Raw genomic sequence first — 22,226 nt, 5'->3', positions numbered from 1 at the left:
ATAATTTTGAAATATGGACTAATAAATATTTCAAAAAGTTGTTGCGAATATGGAAGATGAGGAGTACAATGATTTTGAAATATCACATATTCAATATTTCAAAAAATGAGGTGGAATTATGATTTCAGTTCAAGATGTCACAAAACAGTTTTCGAATGGAAAAGGTTTGTTTCATATTACATTTGATGTAAAAGAGGGAGAAGTATTTGGTTATTTAGGACCGAATGGTGCCGGAAAATCAACGACGATTCGTAATTTAATGGGATTTATAAAACCGACAGCTGGTAAAGCGACAATTTTTGGATTAGATTGTTGGAATGAAGCAGCGCAAATTCAAAGGGAAGTTGGTTATCTACCGGGTGAAATTTCTTTTATTGAAGGAATGAACGGATTAGAGTTTTTAAAATTAATGCAGGGAATGCGTGGATTAAAGGATACGAAAAGACGAGATGAACTGATAGAGCGTCTGCAATTTGATGTGAAAACACCGATTCGCAAAATGTCTAAAGGAATGAAGCAAAAAGTAGGGATAGTCGCTGCATTTATGCACGATCCAGAGGTGTTAATTTTAGATGAACCAACATCTGGACTTGATCCACTTATGCAACAAGTGTTTATAGATTTAATATTAGAGGAAAAGCAAAGAGGAAAAACAATCCTAATGTCATCACATATTTTTACTGAAATTGAGAGAACTTGTGACAGAGTAGCTATTATTAAAGATGGTCGACTCGTAACGGTTGAAAATATTCACGATTTACAAAGTATGAGAAGACAGGTGATAGATGTAACAGTATCATCACAAGAAGAGATTGAGTCCCTTATAAAGTGTAATTTGCAATTTGAAGCGGTAAAAGGTAGAGAGGCATCTATCATTGTACAAGGAAACTATCAAGCTGTTTTACAAACACTTTCAAACTATAATGTAACGGCACTTCAAACGAGAGCGATGGATTTAGAACATTTATTTATGCATTATTACGATAAGAAAGAAGGGGTAACGCATGAATAAGCAATTGTTTTTAGCTAGTTTGAAAGAAACACAAAAAAGTATTTTGAGTTATGCGTGTGGTGCGGCTTTATATTTGTGGTTATTAATTTGGATATTCCCGTCAATGGTATCAGCGAAAGGGCTAAATGAATTAATAGCTGCCATGCCTGATAGTGTGAAAAAAATCGTTGGTATGGAAAGTCCGATTCAAAACGTAATGGATTTTCTAGCGGGCGAATACTATAGTCTATTGTTTATTATCATTTTAACAATTTTTTGCGTAACAGTTGCGACACATTTAATTGCTCGTCATGTAGATAAAGGAGCAATGGCATACTTGCTAGCAACACCTGTATCTAGAGTGCAAATTGCTATTACACAAGCTGCTGTTCTCATATTGGGACTTCTGATTATTGTATCTGTTACGTATGTAGCTGGGTTAGTAGGTGCAGAATGGTTTTTACAAGATAATAACTTAAATAAAGAATTATTTTTGAAGATAAATGTAGTCGGAGGGCTCATATTTTTAGTCGTTAGTGCGTATTCATTTTTCTTTTCTTGTATATGTAATGACGAAAGAAAAGCACTAAGTTATTCAGCGAGTTTAACTATCTTATTTTTCGTATTGGATATGGTAGGGAAGTTAAGTGATAAGTTAGAGTGGATGAGAAATATATCATTATTTACGCTATTTCGTCCGAAAGAAATTGCTGAAGGAACGTATAATATATGGCCTGTAAGTATAGGGTTAACTGCCGGAGCACTTTGTATTTTCATAGTAGCAATTGTAGTGTTTAAGAAGAGGGATTTACCGTTATAAAGTAGAAAGTCCACTAGAAAGTGGGCTTTTTTTATTTGTAAATTAAAACTAGTATGTTTATCGCATAACACTTATAAAGGATATTTATCTTTTTAATTAAGGAAATATTCAAAAAAATGAACCTTTTTCTAGGTTCATACGTCTAATACATGTAAAGTTAAATTGGAAGTGATGAAGTGAGGATGAAACAGGAGGAGCAATTGTGAAAGTAATCCCTTTACATAAAATGATTATAAAAGAAGAAACGGATGTTTCTTTAGCGAAAAAAGGTAATCATGAAGCCTTTATAGCGCTTATGCATACAGAAAAAGTGAAGATGTATCGAATAGCAAAGGCGATGTTACGTGATGAGACAAATATAGAGGATGCGATACAGACAACAATTTTAAAGGCCTATGAAAATATAAAAAAATTAAAAAAAGAAGAATTTTTTCAAACTTGGTTAATTCGAATACTAATAAATGAGTGCAACAATATTATTAGAGCGTATAAAAATGTAATTGTGACAGAAGAGAATGATTACAATATGAGTGCGTGTGATCAGTATGAAGATATAGATTTGTGTAATGCGATTCAATCGTTACATGAAGAATTAAGAGCTGTTACGGTGCTTTATTATTATGAAGATATGAATCAAGAGAGTATAGCAAAGCTGTTAGAAATACCGAAAGGAACAGTGAAATCAAGATTATCACGTGCGAGGGAACAACTACAAAAACGATTAAAGATGGAATAGGGGGTGTAAAGGATGGATAATGAAAAATTATTTGATGAGAAATTAAAAAAGAGAATAAAAGATGAAAATGTTATAGTACCTCCAGAGTTAAATGAAAAGATTAACGGCACGCTACATAATCTTAAGGTAAAAAAGAAGAGTTACAAAATTCATATGATGATAATTAGTGCAGCGGTTTGTATACTTTCAGTGGTATCTATGTCTGAGTTTTCTATACAAAGTTTTGCGCAAAATGGTGGAGTATTTGAATATGTAAAGAAAAAAGCGTTTTCTGATTATGAAAATGAAGAAGAAATAAAATCGAATGTACATTATCCAGATAAAGAAAAGATTCATCAAAAAATGCTAGATTCTATTGATTATTTTAAAAATATTTCAGGACAATTTGAGGAATATTCTAGCTCATCAAGAATTGCTACAACATATAAGTATGCAATTGATACGGAGAAACAAAGAGGTATCTCTTCGAAAGAAGATAAACTAGCCAAAAAACGAACAATTATATATAACGAGGGGAAGAAAAAAGAGTTTAATGATGAGAAGTATACCTATAAAGAGACAAAATGGAACCCGAAAGAAAGAAACAATGAACTATTAAAATTAAATCCTACGGAAAGGTTAGTGAGAAAATCAGATGAGAAAAAGAGATATGATGATGAATATGTAGGGCTAGCTAAATATAGTATTCAATCAGAATTCGCAGATTTATTAATTCGATATAAAGATTGGAATTATAAAGAAACGAAATATCTTAGATTAGATTGTTACAAAATTGAAGGAGTCATCAACATAGAGATGCCTGTTAGCACCTCTGAAGATTTAAGAGGGAAATTCGAAATGGTTGTGGAGAAAAATACAGGGATTATGTTGAAATTTCTTAGTTTTCAAGAAGGCTTGATTCAATATTCAGTTACGACTGAATGGATACAAATAGATAAGGGATTGAAAGAAAGTATGTTTCAAAAGGATAGCGCTAAATATGAAAGAATGAAAAACATATTGGATGAATAGAAACAGGAGGAGAGTAAATGGAGAATCATTCATCTTTAAGAGAAGAGAAAAATAAGCAAAAATATAAAAAGAAAACGATAATAAGTTTACTACTGGCGGTATTACTATTTGGTGGAATTGGCTATGGAGCCTATGTATATATGAAAACTTCTAGTCTCGTACAAAAATCTAATTTGAATTTAGCACGAGGTGAAAAATCCAATTTACGTGAGAAATCTGTAAAGCCAATTGCAAATCATGTTTCACTTTTAATTATGGGAATTGATGAAAATCAAGAACGACAAAAGGAATATAATGGTGCATTTCATACAGATGCATTATTGTTAGCGACTTTTAATAAAGACGATAAAACAGTGAAATTAACGAGCATACCGCGTGATACATATACATATGTTCCAGTTGAAAAGAAAAAAGATAAAATAACCCATGCATATGGAAGTGGTTTTGTTAAAAATGGTACAGATGGAGGACCGCAAGCTTCTGTGGAAGCGGTAGAAAAATTGTTACAGGTGCCCGTTGATTATTTTGTGAAATTTAATTTTGGTTCCTTTACTAAAATTGTTGATGGGTTAGATGGTATTGAAGTGGATGTCCCGGTTGAATTTACGGAGCAAAATAGTAAAGATGAACCTGATGCGATTCATTTGAAAAAAGGATTACAAAAATTAAATGGCGAAGAAGCACTTGCACTAGCAAGAACGCGCCATATTGATAGTGATGCAATGAGAGGACAGCGCCAACAACTTGTTATTGAAGCGATTTTAAGTAAATTAAAAAGTGTAGGATCGATTACGAAGCTAGAAAAAATAGTTGAGGCGGTTGATAGTGATTTTAAAACAAATTTAGTAATGGATGATATTTTATCTTTTTATAAATACGGTTTAAACGGTTCAGTTGAAAAAATACAATTAGCTGGTGATGATTTATACTTACCTAATGGCCCAAACGGGCAACGTGTATATTATTATAACCCTAATAAAAAAGATCTACAGAGTTTGAGTAATACTCTTAGAACACATCTAGGGTTAAGTGAAAAGCAAATTGAGGAGAATTAAAGCAGACGAAATGTCTGCTTTTTTATTTTGGTAGAAAAGAGGTTTGTTACGATATACATTATTTATTAACAATAATTTACAAGTTTTTTTATAGTGAAGGGATATGAAGACTATTAAATCAATACATAGAATTCCATGAGGTATAGTGTTTCGAAAGGTTAAGGAATTTTTATGAATATTACTGTAAAAAAATAATTTTTTAAAAATTTTCAATAATAACACTTTACAAAACTCAAAAAATTAGTAGAATAATAGTTAATAAGAATCTTCTGATAAATATATAAAGAAAAACGGAATTATCAGAAAATTCTTAAATGAGAGCGTTAAGAATTAGGGAGGGTACAGAAAGTGAAAAAGAAAAAAATCAAAAAATTAACAGCAGTTGTAGCACCAGTTTTAGCAATGAGTATGGCATTGACAGCATGTTCTACATCAGGCGGAGATAAGAAGACAAACACAAATTCTAGCTCTGGCGGAGATAGCAAATCAGAAGAAAAATTAGCAGCGAAACAAGTACTAAATCGTACAGAAACAAATGAGATTCCAACGATGGATACTTCAAAAAATACAGATGTATTAGGTTCTCAAATTTTAGGGAACACAATGGAAGGTTTATATCGATTAGATAAAGATAACAAACCAATCCCAGCTGCGGCAGAATCAAGCACAAAGAGTGAGGATGGTAAAAAATATACATTCAAATTACGTAAAGATGCAAAATGGTCAAATGGTGATCCTGTAACAGCGAAAGATTTCGTATACGCATGGCAACGCCTATTAGATCCAAAAACAGCTGCTGAGTATGCATTTATTGCATTTCCAATTAAAAATGCGGAAGCGGTGAATAAAGGTGAAAAACCTGTAGCAGAGCTAGGAGTAAAAGCGGTAGATGACTATACGCTTGAAGTTGAGTTAGAACAAGCAGTACCATACTTCTTAAACTTAGTAGCGTTCCCATCGTACTATCCATTAAATGAGAAGTTCGTGAAGGAAAAAGGAGATAAATATGGTTTAGAGTCTGATACAACAGTATATAACGGACCGTTCGTTCTTACTGATTGGAAGCATGAGCAAGGTTGGAAATTAAAGAAAAACGACCAATATTGGGATAAAAAGACTGTAAAACTAGATGAAATTAACTATAGTGTAGTAAAAGAAGTAGCTACAAGAGTAAATTTATATGATACAAATGCAATTGATTTTGCACTTCTATCAGGTGAATTCGTTGATAAGTATAGAAATAATAAAGAAGAGTTTGGCACATATTCACAAGTAAGCACATACTTCTTACGTCTGAACCAAAAACGTGGCGGACAAGATACACCGTTAAAGAGCCAAAAATTACGTGAAGCAATTGCGCTTTCTATTGATAAGAAAAATCTATCAAATGTAATTTTAAATGATGGATCTAAACCTGCGGACTTCTTAGTACCAAAAGGATTAGCAACCGGACCGGATGGTAAAGATTTCCAAGAAACATTTAAAAATGGTATTAAGCCAGATGCGAAAAAAGCAGCAGCTGCATGGAATGAAGCGAAAAAAGAACTTGGAAAAGACCAAGTTACAATTGAGCTATTAAACTATGATACTGGTAATGCGAAAAAAGTTGGAGAATATGTAAAAGACCAGATCGAGAAAAACTTAAAAGGTGTAACAGTTAATATTAAACTTCAGCCATTCAAACAAAAGTTAAAATTAGAAACAGAGCAAGATTATGATTTATCATTTGCTGGTTGGGGACCTGACTACGCTGACCCAATGACATTCTTAGATATGTTCCAGTCTAATCATTCTCATAACCAAATGAGCTTCGCTGATTCTAAGTATGATGATATGATTAAAAAAGCTGGTGGAGAATTAATGGGTGACGCGAAGAAACGTTGGGAAGAGCTAGGAAAAGCTGAAAAATTACTTCTTGAGAAAGATGTAGCACTTGTACCTTTATACCAACGTGGTGATGCATATGTTCAAAAACCAAATGCAAAAGGCATCGTTCACCATAACATTAGCCCAGAGTATAGCTTCAAGTGGGCATATATGACTGAAAAAGATGGAAAATAATTTTTAAATAGTGGTTTTATCTTTAAGTGGATATATGAAGTTCCTTATCTTATTCTTGCATTGAGAATCTCACTGTCCACAATAGAAGGATAAAATAATAGAGCATTCCAAAGGTAGATTCTTTACTTTTGGAATGCTTTTTATTATGAGATTAAATGTAAAAAAACAATGGATATAAGGTTTCTATTATGAAAAAATAATTTTTAGAATATTTTAAAAATAACTTTACAAAACTAGAAAAAATAGTAGAATATTAATTAATAAGAATTTTCTGATAACTAGTTATTAGGAAATTACTCAAATTTAGTTTCGTACATATAATTGGGGAGGGTACAAAAATGAAGAAAAAGATGAAAAAGTTCACGGCGGTTGTAGCGCCGGTATTAGCAATGAGTATGGCGTTAACAGCATGTTCTGGATCAGGTGGGGAGAAGAAAACGACTACGACGTCTAGTGGTGGGGAAGATAAAAAGTCTGATATTAAATATGCAGCGAAGCAAGTGTTAAATCGTACAGAGAATCAAGAAATTCCGACAATGGATACTTCTAAGTCTACTGATACGTTAGGGGCACAAATTTTAGGAAACACGATGGAAGGATTATATCGTCTTGATAAAGATAATAAGCCAATCCCGGCTGCGGCAGAATCTAGTACGAAAAGCGAGGATGGCAAAAAATATACATTTAAACTGCGTAAAGACGCAAAATGGTCGAATGGTGATCCAGTAACAGCGAAAGATTTTGTATTTGCATGGCAGCGCTTACTTGATAAAAATACAGCGGCAGAATATGCGTTTATTGCCTACTATATTAAAAATGCAGAGGCGATTAATAAAGGTGAAAAACCTGTAACAGAATTAGGAGCAAAAGCGGTAGACGATTATACACTAGAAGTAGAACTAGAGAAACCAGTACCGTACTTCTTAAACTTATTAGCATTCCCGTCATACTATCCGCTAAATGAAAAATTCGTAAAAGAAAAAGGAGATAAATACGGTTTAGAAGCTGACACGACAGTGTATAACGGTCCATTTGTTATGGCTTCATGGAAACATGAACAAGGATGGCAGCTAAAGAAAAATGATAAATATTGGGATAACAAGACTGTGAAATTAGAAGAAATTAATTATAGTGTAGTAAAAGAAGTTGCGACGAAAGTAAACTTATATGATACAGGATCAATTGACTTTACATTACTATCAGGAGAATTTGTAGATAAATATAAATCGAACAAAGATGAGTACGGTGAGTATTCAGAAGCAAGTACATTCTTCTTACGTTTAAATCAAAAGCGTAACGGACAAGATACACCGTTAAAGAGCAAAAAGCTTCGTGAAGCAATTGCGTTATCAGTTGATAAAAAAGGATTGGCAAATGTAATTTTAAATAATGGATCAAAAGCAACGGATCAATTGGTGCCAAAAGGACTTGCGACAGGACCAGACGGTAAAGATTACCAAGATACATTTAAAAATGGTTTGAAATATGATCCGAAAAAAGGTGCAGCAGCTTGGGAAGCAGCGAAAAAAGAACTTGGAAAAGATCAAGTGACAATTGAATTACTAAGTTATGATGATGGAACTGCGAAAAAGATTGCTGATTATGTTAAAGATCAAATTGAGAAAAACTTAAAAGGTGTAACGATTAATACAAAGATTCAGCCGTTTAAACAAAAATTAAAATTAGAGACTGCACAAGATTATGAAATCTCTTATGCAGGTTGGAGTCCAGACTACGCGGATCCAATGACGTTTATCGATATGTTCGAGTCGAAGAGCCCGTATAACCAAATGAGTTACTCAAATGCAAAATATGATGATATGGTAGAAAAAGCAGGTAATGAATTAATGGGTGATGCGAAGAAGCGTTGGGAAACGTTAGGAAAAGCTGAAAAACTATTCCTTGAAGAAGATGCTGGGCTAGTTCCTTTATATCAAACAGGAAGAGCGTATGTAATGAAACCGAATGTTAAAGGAATTGTGAAACACAATATTAGTCCAGAATATAGCTTTAAGTGGGCTTATGTAACGGAAGGAAAATAATAAAAAAAGTGAAGTGACCCCTAAAAGTTAGACACGGTTATTTCATTAGGCAGCTTGATAAAAATGAGTCCGGTATTGTACCGGGCTCATTTTTAATTTTGCCTTAATCCGTTTCGTATTATAATAATCTATATATTTTTCTAATTCTATTTTAAAGTGCTCTACATTTTCAAATTCTTTTATGTAGAGGAACTCCGACTTCATAATCCCAAAGAAATTTTCTATTACTGCGTTGTCGTAACAGTTGCCTTTTCGAGACATACTCTGGACGATAGCTCTTGATTCAAGTGTACGAACGTACTGTCTCATTTGATAATGCCATCCTTGATCCGAATGCATCAGTAGCTGGTGGGTTTCAGGTAAACGTTCCAATGCTTTCTCTAACATGTCTGAAACAAGCGAATACGTCGGTCTAGAACCAATTGTATAGGTAATAATTTCACCATTATACAAATCTAATACAGGTGATACATACAGTTTTTCTCCAAACAATTTAAACTCTGTGATGTCTGTTACCCACTTTTGATTCGGTGCATCTGTATGAAAATTACGCTCTAAAATATTAGGTGCAATTCTACCGACTTTTCCTTTATAGGATTTATATTTCTTCATACGCACAACACACTTTAACCCAAGCTCTTTCATAATGCGCTGAACCTTCTTGTGGTTCACTTTCTGGCCACGATTCGTTAATTCATCACGAATGCGACGGTAACCATAACGACCTTCATTTTCCTCATAAATCGCTTTAATCTCAACTTTCAAATCGGCATCTACATCTGGACGATTCATTTTCTTTACTAAATCATAATACGTGCTTCGAGGAATAGTAGCTAGCTCCACGAGTGCCTTCACCGAATATTTATGCCTTAATTCATAGACTACTTGCGCTTTGTCTTGTTTTGTGATTTTTCCTTGTTTTGAACTAAGGCATTTAACTTTTTTAAGTACTCATTTTCCATCTCAAGCTGTTTAATGCGTGCTTCAAGTGCTTCGACTGACCCTTCAGCTAAAGGTTGTTTTAATTGTTTATTTGAATCTTTTTTCATGGATGGACGCCCCTTTTTCTTAGATTGAAGGGCATCAATTCCTTGTGTTTCGAGCTGTTTTTTCCAAACAGAAATCGTTGAAGGGGCAGGAATATTAAAGATAGCTGCCGTCTCAAATAAGGACATACCGTTTTCAATCATAAAGTTTAGTACGTCTAGTTTAAATTGTTGTGTGTAATTTGTACATCGTTTTAGAAAAGCTTCCAGACCATTCTGTTTATATTGGTTTACCCAATTCAAAATGATTGTGTCATTTATACCGAGCGATCTACCTATTTCTCGATAACTTTCATTTCCGTTCAAATAACGTAGAACGATTTGTATTTTTTCATCAGATGTAAATTTAGCCATAGAAAAACTGCACCTCCAATTGTTAGACTGTGTCTAACAATTGGGGTGCAGTTCATTATTTATTTTTAAAACGCTCTTTTACTATTTAATTAAATTTAAATAAGTAGAGACGAATAAGAAAAGTGGTACTTACATATAGTAGATGTGGGAGAATTCGTATAGTAGTAATAGATAGGTATTATAAAAATAATAAATTAATTATTTAGAATATTCATAAAAAACTTTACAAATCAAGAAAAATTAGTAGAATAATAATTAGTAAGAATTTTCTAATAATATATTTTAAAAGAAAGTCTCTCAAAGTTAATTTCGTACATATAATTGGGGAGGGTACAAGAATGAAGAAAAAGATGAAAAAGTTCACGGCGGTTGTAGCACCAGTTTTAGCAATGAGTGTGGCGTTAACAGCATGTTCTGGATCTTCTGGTGGGGAGAAGAAAACGACTACGACGTCTAATAGTGGCGGGGAAGAGAAAAAATCCGATATTAAATATGCAGCACAGCAAGTAATGAATCGTACAGAAACGAATGAAATTCCGACTATGGATACTTCTAAAAATACAGATACGTTAGGTTCTCAAATTTTAGGAAACACGATGGAAGGGTTATATCGTCTAGATAAAGATAACAAGCCAATTCCAGCGGCGGCAGAATCTAGTACGAAAAGCGAGGATGGCAAAAAATATACATTCAAATTACGAAAAGATGCAAAATGGTCAAACGGTGATCCTGTAACAGCGAAAGATTTCGTATTTGCATGGCAACGTCTAGTAGATCCAAAAACAGCTGCTGAGTATGCGTTTATTGCTTACTATCTTAAAAATGCAGAGGCAATAAATCAAGGGAAAGCAGAAGTTTCTACATTAGGTGTAAAAGCGGTAGATGATTATACGCTGGAAGTTGAACTAGAGAGACCAGTACCATATTTCTTAAATTTAATGGCATTCGCGTCATACTATCCATTAAATGAAAAGTTCGTAAAAGAAAAAGGAGATAAATACGGTTTAGAGTCTGATACGACAGTTTATAATGGACCGTTTGTACTTACTGATTGGAAGCATGAACAAGGTTGGAAATTAAAGAAAAATGATCAGTATTGGGATAAAAAGACTGTAAAACTAGAAGAAATCAACTATAGTGTAGTAAAAGAACCAGCTACAAGAGTAAATTTATATGATACAGGTGCGATTGATTTTACACTTTTATCAGGTGAATTTGTTGATAAGTATAGAAATAATAAAGAAGAGTTTGGTGCATATTCAGAAACAAGTACGTTTTACTTGCGTCTAAATCAAAAACGTGGTGGGCAAGATACACCGTTAAAGAGTAAAAAATTACGTGAAGCAATTGCATTATCAATCGATAAGAAAGCTTTAACGAATGTCATTTTAAATGATGGTTCAAAACCAGTGGATTATTTAGTACCAAAAGGTTTAGCAGCTGGACCAGATGGTAAAGATTTCGCAGAAACGTTTAAAAATGGTTTAAAACAAGACTCTAAAAAGGCAGCAGCAGCCTGGGAAGCTGCGAAAAAAGAACTTGGAAAAGATCAAGTGACAATAGAGCTATTAAATTATGATACTGGTAATGCGAAAAAGGTTGGGGAGTATGTAAAAGATCAAATTGAAAAGAATTTAAAGGGTGTAACAGTAAATATTAAACTGCAACCATTTAAGCAAAAACTAAAATTAGAATCAGACCAAGATTATGATTTCTCATATGGCGGCTGGAATCCAGATTATGCGGATCCAATGACATATCTTGATATGTTTGAAACGAAAAATTCACAGAATCAGATGAGCTATTCAAATTCAAAATATGATGACATTATTAATAAAAGTAAGACGGAATGGATGGCTGATGCAAAAAAACGTTGGACAGAGCTAGGGAAAGCAGAAAAACTGTTACTTGAAGAAGATGTAGCGCTCGTACCTTTATATCAAAGTGGTAGATCGTATGTTATGAAACCAAATGTAAAGGGAATTGTAAAACATAATATTAGTCCGGAATATAGTTTCAAATGGGCGTATGTAGAAGAGAAATAGTAAAAGAAAAAAGCGTTTTCAAGTTGTAACATTGCACTTGAAAATGCTTTTTTTTCTGTGCACTATTTTTTTGAGGATGAATATATGTATTATAGAAAACTTGAAGGAGAGTCCTATGAAGCGAAACACATACATCGATTTCCTAGCTTATTACGGAATAGGAAGTGCTCATCCTGGTGGTTTTACGTTAACAAAACAATTGTTAGCACAACTGCCTTTTAAATATGGAGCGAATGTCCTTGAAATAGGTTGCGGTACGGGAAAAACAGCGGCATATATGACAAGGGAATTTGGTTATAAAGTAACAACTGTTGAAAAGAATGAAATTATGATTCAAAAGGCAAAAGATAGATGGTTGTTTGAAGGGTTAGATATACAATTAATTGAAGGAAGTGTAGAGCAATTACCTTGTTTGAATAACTCATTTGAGTTCGTACTTGGAGAATCAATCATCGCTTTTACAGAGAAAGAAAGGGTTATCTCGGAGTGTTACCGTGTATTACAGCAGGACGGTAAGCTTGTTGTCATTGAAATGATTATTGATAGGCACATTGATAAGAGTGAGGAAGAAAAAATCGCCCAATTATATGGCATGAAAGAACTATTAACTGAGAATGAGTGGGTACAATTATTTCAGAAAGCAAATTTTAAAAGAATCACAATTGCTGGCGGTGGCACGATTGCAGAAACAATCTCTGGCTATGTAGAAGAGCCAGAATGGAATGTATCCTCACATATTCCGAATGAGTTATATGAGGCGTGGGTACAGCATGAAAATGTACGGCTTATGTACCAACACATTTTAGGGCATCGTATTTTTATATGTGAAAAATAAAGAGAAAGAGTTGGCTAAAGGTAGTCAACTCTTTACTATGTTAAATGAAAAATAATGCAGCTAATGTAATTCCGAAGATGAAACCAAATCCGAGTTCAACACCCCAGCCACAACCGCCGCCACCCCAGCCGCCGCCACCACAACTACCGCAACCACGGCCACCACATCCGCAACTGCTGAATCCACCACCGCATCCAAATCCGCAACTATCACATCTGCTAAGGCCGCCGCAAAGGTCACAACCACCGTTTGCATAAGCATCATAGTATCCGAATCCTGAATCAAAAGATGAGCGCTGTTGCACCGGTTCGATCCATACAGAGTTTTGTGTCAAATCAATTATTTTACCTAAATGTATACGGCCATCACGGTCTTCAATCCGAACAACTTTTCCGAAATAACGTCGGCATGTATCATAACATTTTTGTCTATGCATGTTCTTTCCTCCTTCCGCATTACAGTAATACGATATGTAAGGGGGACAAGTGCGGCTTGTACGAATGTCCTATCTATCATAATTGTTATAGGAAAGGGGAAATATAAGAAGAGGATATATAAGGAGGAAAAGGCATGAAATCTACAGATCAGTTTCAGACATACGAAGTACCGTGGGAAGAATTTATTGAAGCGTTGCGAGAGGAAATGAAGAAGCAAGTAGGGGCAGATATTATTGATACAGTAGTTTGCAATTTAGAAGATGGTTTTGAAGTGTATACATATGTGCAGGGGGATTTAGATTTTGAATATAAGGAAGGGCTTGAGAGAAAATATGGAAGTGATGCGAAGATACCTAATGTGTTAACGATAATGTTATTAGCTAGTATTTATAATACAAGTGAAGCGAATATACGCTTGCATGCGGATAATAAAGAGAATCCGATTGTTGAAGTGTATGTAAAGCAATGAAACACGCTGTGAAAAGCGTGTTTTTTATTTGTATGATAAAATGTTAGAAAATTGAGAAATGAGGTGGGGGATTGGGAATTAAACATCTTAATTTAACAGTTACAGATGTAACAGCATCTAGAGCGTTTTTAGAGAGGTATTTTGGTTTAATTTGTAGTGGAACAAGGGGGAATGCCTTTGCAGTTATGCGTGATAATGATGGATTTATACTAACTTTAATGAAAGGAAAAGAAGTTCAGTATCCAAAAACATTTCATGTAGGATTTCCACAAGAAAGTGAAGAACAAGTAGATAAGATAAATCAAAGATTGAAGGAAGATGGATTTTTGGTGGAGCCTCCCAAGCATGTCCATGCGTATACGTTTTACGTTGAAGCACCTGGTGGATTTACAATAGAAGTGATGTGTTAAGTTAAAAATCAAACTTTTTGTTATGTGTTTTTAAAATAAAAAGTAGGAAAAGTCTGTTTTAAGCGTGGAGCTTAAACAGGCTTTTTTACTTATATAATTGGATAGAGAATGCTAGAAGGAATATTACCAAGTGTATAATCTGTTTACATAATAAAGTTATGGTGGGTTAGTTGTCCTAAAATACAAGTCATATATCTTGTTTCCTCTCATAAATTTAAACATAGGAATTTGTCTACAAAGGTGGCGAAGCCTCATCATGAAAATCCGAATTTGTGCCACGTTCATGTTGTTTCTATTTATATGTTTACCTTTATCAGCTTTTGCAAAAGGAGAGGAGGCAAAGGAAAGGGTCGTTTCACTTGTATATGACGATTCGGGCAGCATGAGAAATAACGATCGCTGGAAATATGCCAATTATGCTTTGCAAAGTTTAGTTGCGCTATTAGATGAAAAAGATAAATTTTCTTACGTTCCAATGAGTAAGCCGAATGATCCATTAAACATTTCGTTAACGAAGGATAAAAGGCAAACAGAAATTGAGGGGATTGGAGCGTGGAAAACGTATTTAAATACTCCATTTAGCGCGGTAGAAACGGCGATGCAATCTATAAAAAAGGAAGCAGATATAGATGGAAAACGTGAATTTTGGCTTATTGTATTAACTGACGGGGCATTTAATGATTTAGAGAAAGATAAGGTTGGCGGAAAAGAACAAATTTTGCAGAAATTAGCCCAGTTTAAGAAAGAAATGGATGCAAAAAAGATATCGTTACACCCAGTCTTAATTACGATGGAAGAAGATTTAGGACAACAAGAAAAAGAACAATTAAACACGTTCAAAGAAATATGGAAGAAAGAGATAAATGGTGTTACTATGCCGTCAAGCGGAGAAGATGGCATTGTAAAAAGTGTAAATCAAGTGGCAGCATTAGTTGCAAATCGTGATCCATTCTCCTCTGTTGAATCGATTGTAAAAACGAAAGTAGTGGGGAAAAGAGTAGAGATTACAACACCGTTTCCATTAAAGCGTATGACGCTTGTACGACAATCGCCTTCTCTGCCCGATTATCAGGTCACACAAATTTCTAAACCATTACAATTACAATCTTCTTTTTCCATACATGCACCAGGAGAAGCAAAATTGTTCGGAAATATAGTTCATATAAGTACGGAAAATCAGGAAGTTATTAAACCAGGAACTTATACGATAGAAGTGGACCAGGACATTGAGAAAGAAGGACTACAAGTACTAGTTGAACCAGCGCTTAATTATACGGTTTCTACTTATGACAAAGATGATAGTAGTCAAAAAAATGTAGAGGAAATGTACGAAGGTGTTACTGCTGTTATTGAAGCAAAGCCTACGGAGTTGCCAGTTCAGTCTTCTTACTTTCAGGCAGAAGTAGAAATAGACGGAAAACAATATCCGATGAAGTGGGACGATAAGAGGCATGTGTTTTATTACGAAACTAAGCTTGGTAAAGGGTTAGTACGCGGGAAAGTTCATATGAATATAAAGGGGTTTTATAGACAGACGAAAGAATTTAAAATTGAAACAGCTGAGAAACCAAAATTATCACTTCAAACTGTTACAAAAGATTATGAAGAAAAAGTGACAAATTTAGAGAATAGTAAACCATTTGTTTTGCAGCCACAGTTAGATGGTAAGCCGATGACAGAAGAAGCTGTAAAAAAACTATTAAAATCTACTGGTATCACATCTAAACAATCAATCAATTATGAAATAAAGCAACATGGAAATCAGATCTATGTTTATCCTCGTCCCTATTACTCCGACACATTTAATTTTACAGATACCGGCACCGTAGAAGCTACCATCGTAATGCAGGATTCAAAATTACAAGAAGTAAAGAAAAACATAACATTCCATATTCAAGATGCTCCGTTTTATGAAAAATATGCGCTTATTTTTAAGTTTGTCATTCCTATCACTTTATTACTACTAGTAGTAGGAATCATTGTTTTAGGATGGATTGTTCGGCCAAGATTTCACCGGAAAGCACTACTGTATTATGAATGGGATCAAGAGGTAGCGAAAGATTGGCTATATCAATCTGAACCAGAATTACTTCGAAATAAATGGTGGAACCATTATTTTGGTATCCCATTTAGAGCAGAAAGAAAAACAGTGCAATCCGTTACGTTTATAGCGAAGAAAGGTTCGAAATCTGTCTTTGTAGCGAAAGAATCACAAGTAGTTGGAATGATTATTGATGGGATGTTTATAACAGAGGATGAAGTAGGAATGGAACATAAGACACTATATCCAAATGAACTTTTACTAATTGATAGAGGATATGGTAAGGAGATTTACAAGTACGAATGTGAATAGTAGATAGGGAAAAGAAGGGGATGGAGTATTGATTCTCTTTCCCTTTTTTCAAACAAGCAAGAATAGGAAGGTGGTTCACATGACATTACAAGTTCCAACAATATTAATTGGTTTAGGTGGAATCGGTAGTACTGTGACGCATCAAATATATGAAAAATTGCCTGAAGAGCGCCGGAAAAAGGTAGCAATGCACGTATTTGATACAGATGTGAATACATTAAGTAAATTTGATCATATTCGAAAGTTTAAGACACAAACAAGTTCTAGTAAAACGCCTAGGGAGTATATTGCGGGAGATCCAACGATCCCAGAGTGGTTTCCGATGGATCCGACTATACTTGATAAGCCATTAACAGAAGGAGCAGGACAGTTACGCGTCATTTCACGTTTAGCGTTACGTGCTGCGATGAAAGAAGATAAATTAACGTCCTTTTGGCAAGAAATTGAGAAAATTTTTCCGGTTACAAGTGATCAAACGGAATATGGTGTGCGTGTCATTATAGTAACATCACTAGCAGGCGGAACAGGTTCGGGGATGTTTCTGCAAATTGCATTATATTTACGTGAAATGCTTCGGAAGAAATTGCAGCATCATAACATTTTAATACGCGGTGCGTTTTTAATGCCGGATGTTTTAGTAAAGACGAGAACAGTTAGTGCGAAAGAGTTTGAAACGGTGCAAGCGAACGGCTATGCATCGTTAAAAGAATTACATGCTATTACACTCGGTTCTACTGGAGAATTATCAAAACGCGGCGGTGTAACAATTGAATTAGAGTATCGCCCTGATCAAGTAGATGAAGACGGAAGAACAAATCATACAATTAAACAACATCATTTACCGTACAATTATTGTTTCTTATACGATTATGAAAACCTACATGGACACCATTTACACAATTTATCAGATTATATGGAACAGATGGCAAATACAATTTATTTACAGTTATTTAGCCCGATGTCCACAAGTCATTTTGCACAAGAAGACAATCAAATTCAGCAATTAGCAGAATCAAGCGGAAAAGGACGATATTGCGGGGCAGGAACGGCAAAACTCATTTATCCGTATGAGCATGTGTTAAAATATTGTGCTTTAAAATGGGCTGTGCAAGGTTTAGATGAATCGTGGCTTCATTTAGATCAACTGTTTCAAGAGAAGAAGCAAAGATATGACCAAGATGTAAAACGTGGGATGCAGCGCGAAAAGCCGGAGAGAGGTAAAAGTTATTTAGAGGACTTGGAACATCTTGCTACCCGTCCAGAGCAAGCTCATATTTTCTATAGACAAATGTACAATGAAACACGTGAAGGAGCAGAGGGTGGTAAGCTCGGAGTTGCGAAATCAAAACTGTTTTTAGAAGCTGTAGAAAGTTATGTACAACGCACGGTGCAAAAAGATGAGGAATTAAATCGTCTGCAACATGAGTGTAAAATTTCAGCTGCGAAACTGAAAATGATGGAACAAATGAAAGGTGAAGTAGCAAGAGTGGATCACGCGGTTCGCTTATATGCATATGCGATTCCGAGCCGTGTACATGAACATGTAACGACACTTTTATATGACATGATTGAATCAGACCGCTTTTCACCAAGTGGTTCTGAAGGGCAGTCCTATCAATTAAATACATGGTTTTTAAAGAAAACAGATCCAGTTCACCCAGTAGCAGCACGTTTTATGTTATATGAAATTCGAAAACAGTTAGTAGAAAAAATGAATCGATTACATGAAAATAATGAACAAAAGCGTAATGTAATTCAAAACTACGATAAAAAATTTAATGTAGGTAATATCGATGGCACGGTAACGGCTGTACGCCGAGTAGAAATTGCTCAACAACAAGGCTGGTTCGGAAAAATGATTAATAATCAGCAACGTTTATTCAAAAGAGAATTTGAAGACATCGTAACGCAATATGTACACAAATTAAATGAATATCGAAAAGAAATGCTATTAGAACTTGTATATCAATCGCTATATCAGGCAGTTAATAAAATGATTCAATATTGGGAAAGATTTTTTGATAATTTACATGAAACACGTGAAAATTTATTGTTTGAAATCCAAAAGCGCAGTAAGGAATTTGAAGGGAAAACAAACCCGACGAATGTTTATGTATTAGCAGAGGAACAGCTGCAAGAAAAGATATGGCAAGATATGCAGCAACATTTAAATTTAGGGGTACTACCGAAAGATATATCAGCGGAAATTTATATGAGTTTGTATGGGGAATATTGTCGTGATGCGAAAACAGAAGAGATTCAGTCGAAAAAGGTAGAGGATTTCTATCGCGAACATATACTGAGCTATTGTTATGACGAACTGCAAGTACGCTATCGTGATAAATTAGAATTGAATATTATTGAAGCGTTGCGAAAAGAAGCAGATTATAAGAAACGTGATCGCGATGAATACGTGCGTGAAAAAATTGAAGACCTGTTCCATTTAGCAAGTCCATTCATTCCGAAAGTTGCTCATCATAGGGAATTACAATATTGGGGTATACATCCTTCTTTAAAGAAAGAGCTACAAGAGGAATTGATTCAAGAAATGTTTAAAGAAAAAGATACAGTACACGAAGCCTTTTCGCCATTTGAAGTGATCTGTTATCGAGCACATTATGGCTTATCGCTGCAAGATTTTCCTAAATTATCATCAGGACATATTTCAAACGGATTTATGAATGATAAAGGGGACTATTTCCAATCGTATTATCGCCGTGTAAACAAATTAAATAGTAAAAAATCTAGTTTAACGCCGCATTTAGATAAGTATTGGCACTTACCAGCCTTTATGCCAGATTTGAATGCGACTCAAACAAAATTAGATTATGATAAATGTAATCGTGCCTTACTATACGCATATATGTATCGCTGGATTAGTTTAGTTGCTGTTGATGGACAGTTTGTGTATCAATATAACGGTGTAGGACGTAGCTTTTTAATTCAGTCGATGGGGAAAAATATTTCAAGCGAAAGTTATAAATTACACAGAGCATTGCTTCATAATCCGTTTATTTATGAAAACATCTTGTCACGATTTGAAGAAGAGCAAGAAAAGGCGATGATACAAGGTGGACATTTATATACACATCCGTTCGTATTAGGAGCCCAAGATGTAAGATGGCTTAGAAAAGAACATGTCCACAATCTTTTAGACATGATTTTAATGTATGACCGTGAAGCGAAGTATGATCCGACGTTAGAAGAAACATCAGATGAATTATTAAGACTATTCCTTGATGAAATCGAGTTGTATTTCCAGAACTATTACGGTACAGGTGCTGATATGGTTGCAAAGAAAGAGAAAGAAATGTTTATTAAACAATTGTGGGATCGCTCGCATGCGAAAGGATATGTAGATCCAAATAGCGCTCCGTATAAAAAATGGCAAAATTTATTAAGTGTTCAAGATGAAGAAGAAACGCCAAAAACGAATGTATAGTGAATGAAAAGGGAATCCTTAAAAGTGGCAATACAACTTTAGAAAAGAGGGATTCTGATGCCGTTTTTAGGAAGTGTATATCAAATATTTGGGTTATATCCGGAACTTTATTATGGGATGATTTCAGCAGAGTTGCAAGAGGAAGCTCAGAAGGAGCATCTTGAAAATAGTAGTGCAGAAGCTGAAGTGGAAGAATAAAAAAAGTGCAGATGAAAATCTGCACTTTTTTTGTTAGTATTAAAATGGTGAAATAACCTCAAATGAATTATTATTTTTAAATAATAATTCATTTTCATTACATACAATTTTCATTACATTGTATGTAATGAAAATTGTATGAAAATCAATGTAATAAAATGCATATGAATATTAAGGTGGAAAACAACAATGTTTTTAAGAAAATAATTATGTATAAAAATAACACTTTATACATAATCAACCGATTATTTTTGAGTGATTTATTATTGACAATATAATTAATTGTATGATAAATTCAATCAGCATTCTTAATGGTTTTTTGGTATGATTAATATTTTGAAAATTCAATACGGTATAAAGAGATTGAATTTTCTGTTTTTTGAGACGGGTTACTAAGTCTATAGGGGAAGTGAACTATGTATATTTTTATTTTTAAAATAGAACAGTAATAAAGAATGTAACAAGTAAGAGATAAACTTGAAAAAGAGGTTTCAAAGAATGAGTCTTTTCATAAAGAAAGCAATGGATGAAGAAAAGAAAAAAGTATTGAATCAAACTTTAGGAGCGATTGATTTAACTCTTTTAGGTATTGGAGCAATTATTGGTACAGGTATTTTCGTATTAACTGGTATTGTAGCAGCGAAACATGCTGGTCCGGCGATTGTATTATCTTTTGTATTAGCGGCAATTATATGTGCATGTGTAGCTTTCTGTTATGCTGAATTTGCATCTACAGTTCCAGTTTCGGGAAGTGTATATTCATATACATATATGACACTAGGTGAGATTTTTGCATTTATAGTTGGCTGGTGTGTTATGCTGGAGTATTTATTAGCGACTTCTGCGGTTGCAGCAGGCTGGTCAGCATATTTTCAGTCACTGCTACTAGGTTTTAATATTCACATTCCTACGGTTTTTGCTTCGGCACCAGGAATGGGGAAGGGTGGAATCATTGATTTACCAGCAGTTCTTATTATTTTAGTTGTTACATTTTTATTAAGCCGTGGTGCAAAAGAAAGTGCACGAATTAATAATATAATGGTTATTATTAAACTGGCTGTTATTGTAGGATTTATTGTTGTAGGGACACAATATGTAAGACCAGAGAATTGGCAACCATTTCTACCGTTTGGTTTTCACGGTGTGGTAGGGGGCGCTGCTACTGTATTTTTTGCTTTTTTAGGATTTGATGCAGTTGCAACAGCCGCAGAGGAAGTGAAGCGTCCACAACGTAACGTGCCAATTGGGCTACTTGTTTCCTTGTTCATTTGTACCGTTCTATATGTAGGTGTTTCATTCGTGCTAACTGGAATGGTTCCGTTTACGGAATTAAATGTTGCTGATCCGGTTGCATATGCGTTGCGCACTGTAGGAGAAGATAGAATTGCTGGGTTGTTATCGGTGGGAGCGATAGCAGGGCTAACAACAGTTCTGTTAGTAGCTATGTTTGCATTTGTTCGTGTATCTTATTCGATGAGTCGAGATGGACTGTTACCAAAAAGACTTTCAAGTGTCCATAAACGTTTACAAACTCCATTTTTTAATACGTGGGTTACAGGTATACTAGCAGCTTTATTAGCGGGATTAGTGGATTTGAATTTATTAGCTAATTTAGTGAATATGGGAACGATAACAGCATTTGTGTTTGTATCTATAGCTGTCATTGTATTAAGAAAGACACATCCTGATATGAAGAGGCCATTCCGTGCCCCTCTAGTACCTTTTTTACCTATCGTTTCAATAGTAAGTTGTATATATTTGGCTTTGAACCTTTCTAAGCTTACTTTAATTAGTTTTGTGGCATGGATTATAATAGGCGTTTTCATATATTTTGTATATGCTAAAAAACATAGTAATGTTAGAAATGGAAATAGAGTATAGTCCATTGAAATAATACTTGTAATGGAAATGAAAACATGCT

The 22,226-nt window shown here is 34.5% G+C and carries 17 protein-coding genes; 15 read left to right on the top strand and 2 right to left on the bottom strand.

The window, feature by feature from the left end; genetic code table 11:
• The first annotated feature begins 118 nt into the window (after positions 1 to 118).
• The 7 genes from ACW0JX_RS17370 (at position 119) to ACW0JX_RS17340 (ending at position 8,716) form a co-directional block, all read left to right on the top strand.
• Positions 119 to 1,012: an ABC transporter ATP-binding protein gene (locus ACW0JX_RS17370; protein ID WP_446025808.1), complete on the top strand. Its 894-nt coding sequence runs from the start codon at positions 119 to 121 to the stop codon at positions 1,010 to 1,012.
• Entirely contained in the window at positions 1,005 to 1,811 is an 807-nt protein-coding gene (locus ACW0JX_RS17365) for an ABC transporter permease subunit (RefSeq protein WP_090977396.1), read from the top strand. The genes ACW0JX_RS17370 and ACW0JX_RS17365 overlap by 8 nt, the downstream gene beginning before the upstream one ends.
• A gap of 202 nt (positions 1,812 to 2,013) precedes the next feature.
• The gene (locus ACW0JX_RS17360) at positions 2,014 to 2,547 is read left to right on the top strand and encodes a sigma-70 family RNA polymerase sigma factor (protein ID WP_459244971.1); all 534 of its coding nucleotides are present in this window, start codon (positions 2,014 to 2,016) and stop codon (positions 2,545 to 2,547) included.
• Between the two features lie 12 nt (positions 2,548 to 2,559).
• Positions 2,560 to 3,558 (top strand): anti-sigma factor, encoded by a 999-nt coding sequence (locus ACW0JX_RS17355; protein ID WP_459244970.1) that lies wholly within the window; start codon positions 2,560 to 2,562, stop codon positions 3,556 to 3,558.
• A 17-nt stretch (positions 3,559 to 3,575) separates the two neighbouring features.
• Positions 3,576 to 4,613, top strand: a complete 1,038-nt coding sequence (locus ACW0JX_RS17350) for an LCP family protein (RefSeq protein WP_000427599.1) — start codon at positions 3,576 to 3,578, stop codon at positions 4,611 to 4,613.
• 348 nt (positions 4,614 to 4,961) lie between these two features.
• Positions 4,962 to 6,674: a peptide ABC transporter substrate-binding protein gene (locus tag ACW0JX_RS17345; protein WP_446025806.1), complete on the top strand. Its 1,713-nt coding sequence runs from the start codon at positions 4,962 to 4,964 to the stop codon at positions 6,672 to 6,674.
• Between the two features lie 338 nt (positions 6,675 to 7,012).
• Positions 7,013 to 8,716, top strand: a complete 1,704-nt coding sequence (locus tag ACW0JX_RS17340) for a peptide ABC transporter substrate-binding protein (protein WP_016080688.1) — start codon at positions 7,013 to 7,015, stop codon at positions 8,714 to 8,716.
• A 45-nt stretch (positions 8,717 to 8,761) separates the two neighbouring features.
• On the opposite strand, the gene ACW0JX_RS17335 is transcribed toward ACW0JX_RS17340, so the two are convergent.
• Positions 8,762 to 10,116 (bottom strand): IS3 family transposase gene (locus ACW0JX_RS17335; RefSeq protein WP_459244969.1). Its coding sequence is split into 2 segments (ribosomal slippage): positions 8,762 to 9,663 and positions 9,663 to 10,116, totalling 1,356 coding nucleotides; the frame shifts between segments, so codons are not numbered across the junction.
• 338 nt (positions 10,117 to 10,454) lie between these two features.
• Here ACW0JX_RS17335 and ACW0JX_RS17330 point away from each other — a divergent pair.
• Together ACW0JX_RS17330 and ACW0JX_RS17325 are read left to right on the top strand one after the other, a co-directional pair.
• Positions 10,455 to 12,161, top strand: a complete 1,707-nt coding sequence (locus tag ACW0JX_RS17330; protein WP_053563837.1) for a peptide ABC transporter substrate-binding protein — start codon at positions 10,455 to 10,457, stop codon at positions 12,159 to 12,161.
• A 115-nt stretch (positions 12,162 to 12,276) separates the two neighbouring features.
• On the top strand, positions 12,277 to 12,996 hold the full coding sequence (locus tag ACW0JX_RS17325) for a class I SAM-dependent methyltransferase (protein ID WP_050844406.1): 720 nt from the start codon (positions 12,277 to 12,279) through the stop codon (positions 12,994 to 12,996).
• A 40-nt stretch (positions 12,997 to 13,036) separates the two neighbouring features.
• Here the strand turns inward: ACW0JX_RS17325 and ACW0JX_RS17320 are convergent, their stop codons facing one another.
• On the bottom strand, positions 13,037 to 13,432 hold the full coding sequence (locus tag ACW0JX_RS17320) for a hypothetical protein (RefSeq protein WP_053563839.1): 396 nt from the start codon (positions 13,430 to 13,432) through the stop codon (positions 13,037 to 13,039).
• 134 nt (positions 13,433 to 13,566) lie between these two features.
• On the opposite strand from ACW0JX_RS17320, the gene ACW0JX_RS17315 reads away from it, so the two are divergent.
• From ACW0JX_RS17315 to ACW0JX_RS17290, 6 genes are all read left to right on the top strand, one after another.
• A complete protein-coding gene (locus ACW0JX_RS17315; RefSeq protein ID WP_000842905.1) occupies positions 13,567 to 13,902 on the top strand; it encodes a hypothetical protein in 336 nt (111 codons plus the stop codon).
• A 71-nt stretch (positions 13,903 to 13,973) separates the two neighbouring features.
• Complete coding sequence (locus ACW0JX_RS17310) at positions 13,974 to 14,312, top strand: VOC family protein (protein ID WP_071731384.1); 339 nt, start codon at positions 13,974 to 13,976, stop codon at positions 14,310 to 14,312.
• 256 nt (positions 14,313 to 14,568) lie between these two features.
• Complete coding sequence (locus ACW0JX_RS17305) at positions 14,569 to 16,665, top strand: vWA domain-containing protein (protein ID WP_071731383.1); 2,097 nt, start codon at positions 14,569 to 14,571, stop codon at positions 16,663 to 16,665.
• A 79-nt stretch (positions 16,666 to 16,744) separates the two neighbouring features.
• Positions 16,745 to 20,107 (top strand): tubulin-like doman-containing protein, encoded by a 3,363-nt coding sequence (locus ACW0JX_RS17300; protein ID WP_098391452.1) that lies wholly within the window; start codon positions 16,745 to 16,747, stop codon positions 20,105 to 20,107.
• 57 nt (positions 20,108 to 20,164) lie between these two features.
• Positions 20,165 to 20,305, top strand: coding sequence for a hypothetical protein (locus ACW0JX_RS17295; RefSeq protein WP_001116193.1), 141 nt, complete (start codon positions 20,165 to 20,167; stop codon positions 20,303 to 20,305).
• Positions 20,306 to 20,803: 498 nt separating this feature from the next.
• Entirely contained in the window at positions 20,804 to 22,186 is a 1,383-nt protein-coding gene (locus ACW0JX_RS17290) for an APC family permease (protein ID WP_000051664.1), read from the top strand.
• The last annotated feature ends 40 nt before the right edge of the window (positions 22,187 to 22,226 follow it).

It is taken from the genome of Bacillus sp. C-3-6 (assembly GCF_054509685.1).
Note: the sequence above shows the minus strand (reverse complement) of the source record. Positions and strands in the feature narration are given on the sequence as shown.

Bases quoted from the DNA above. Each gene is read 5' to 3' on its own strand.
- ACW0JX_RS17370 (WP_446025808.1), top strand. From the start codon at position 119: ATGATTTCAGTTCAAGATGTCACAAAACAGTTTTCGAATGGAAAAGGT.
- ACW0JX_RS17365 (WP_090977396.1), top strand. From the start codon at position 1,005: ATGAATAAGCAATTGTTTTTAGCTAGTTTGAAAGAAACACAAAAAAGT.
- ACW0JX_RS17355 (WP_459244970.1), top strand. From the start codon at position 2,560: ATGGATAATGAAAAATTATTTGATGAGAAATTAAAAAAGAGAATAAAA.
- ACW0JX_RS17350 (WP_000427599.1), top strand. From the start codon at position 3,576: ATGGAGAATCATTCATCTTTAAGAGAAGAGAAAAATAAGCAAAAATAT.
- ACW0JX_RS17340 (WP_016080688.1), top strand. From the start codon at position 7,013: ATGAAGAAAAAGATGAAAAAGTTCACGGCGGTTGTAGCGCCGGTATTA.
- ACW0JX_RS17330 (WP_053563837.1), top strand. From the start codon at position 10,455: ATGAAGAAAAAGATGAAAAAGTTCACGGCGGTTGTAGCACCAGTTTTA.
- ACW0JX_RS17325 (WP_050844406.1), top strand. From the start codon at position 12,277: ATGAAGCGAAACACATACATCGATTTCCTAGCTTATTACGGAATAGGA.
- ACW0JX_RS17320 (WP_053563839.1), bottom strand. From the start codon at position 13,432: ATGCATAGACAAAAATGTTATGATACATGCCGACGTTATTTCGGAAAA.
- ACW0JX_RS17315 (WP_000842905.1), top strand. From the start codon at position 13,567: ATGAAATCTACAGATCAGTTTCAGACATACGAAGTACCGTGGGAAGAA.
- ACW0JX_RS17305 (WP_071731383.1), top strand. From the start codon at position 14,569: ATGAAAATCCGAATTTGTGCCACGTTCATGTTGTTTCTATTTATATGT.
- ACW0JX_RS17300 (WP_098391452.1), top strand. From the start codon at position 16,745: ATGACATTACAAGTTCCAACAATATTAATTGGTTTAGGTGGAATCGGT.
- ACW0JX_RS17295 (WP_001116193.1), top strand. From the start codon at position 20,165: ATGCCGTTTTTAGGAAGTGTATATCAAATATTTGGGTTATATCCGGAA.
- ACW0JX_RS17290 (WP_000051664.1), top strand. From the start codon at position 20,804: ATGAGTCTTTTCATAAAGAAAGCAATGGATGAAGAAAAGAAAAAAGTA.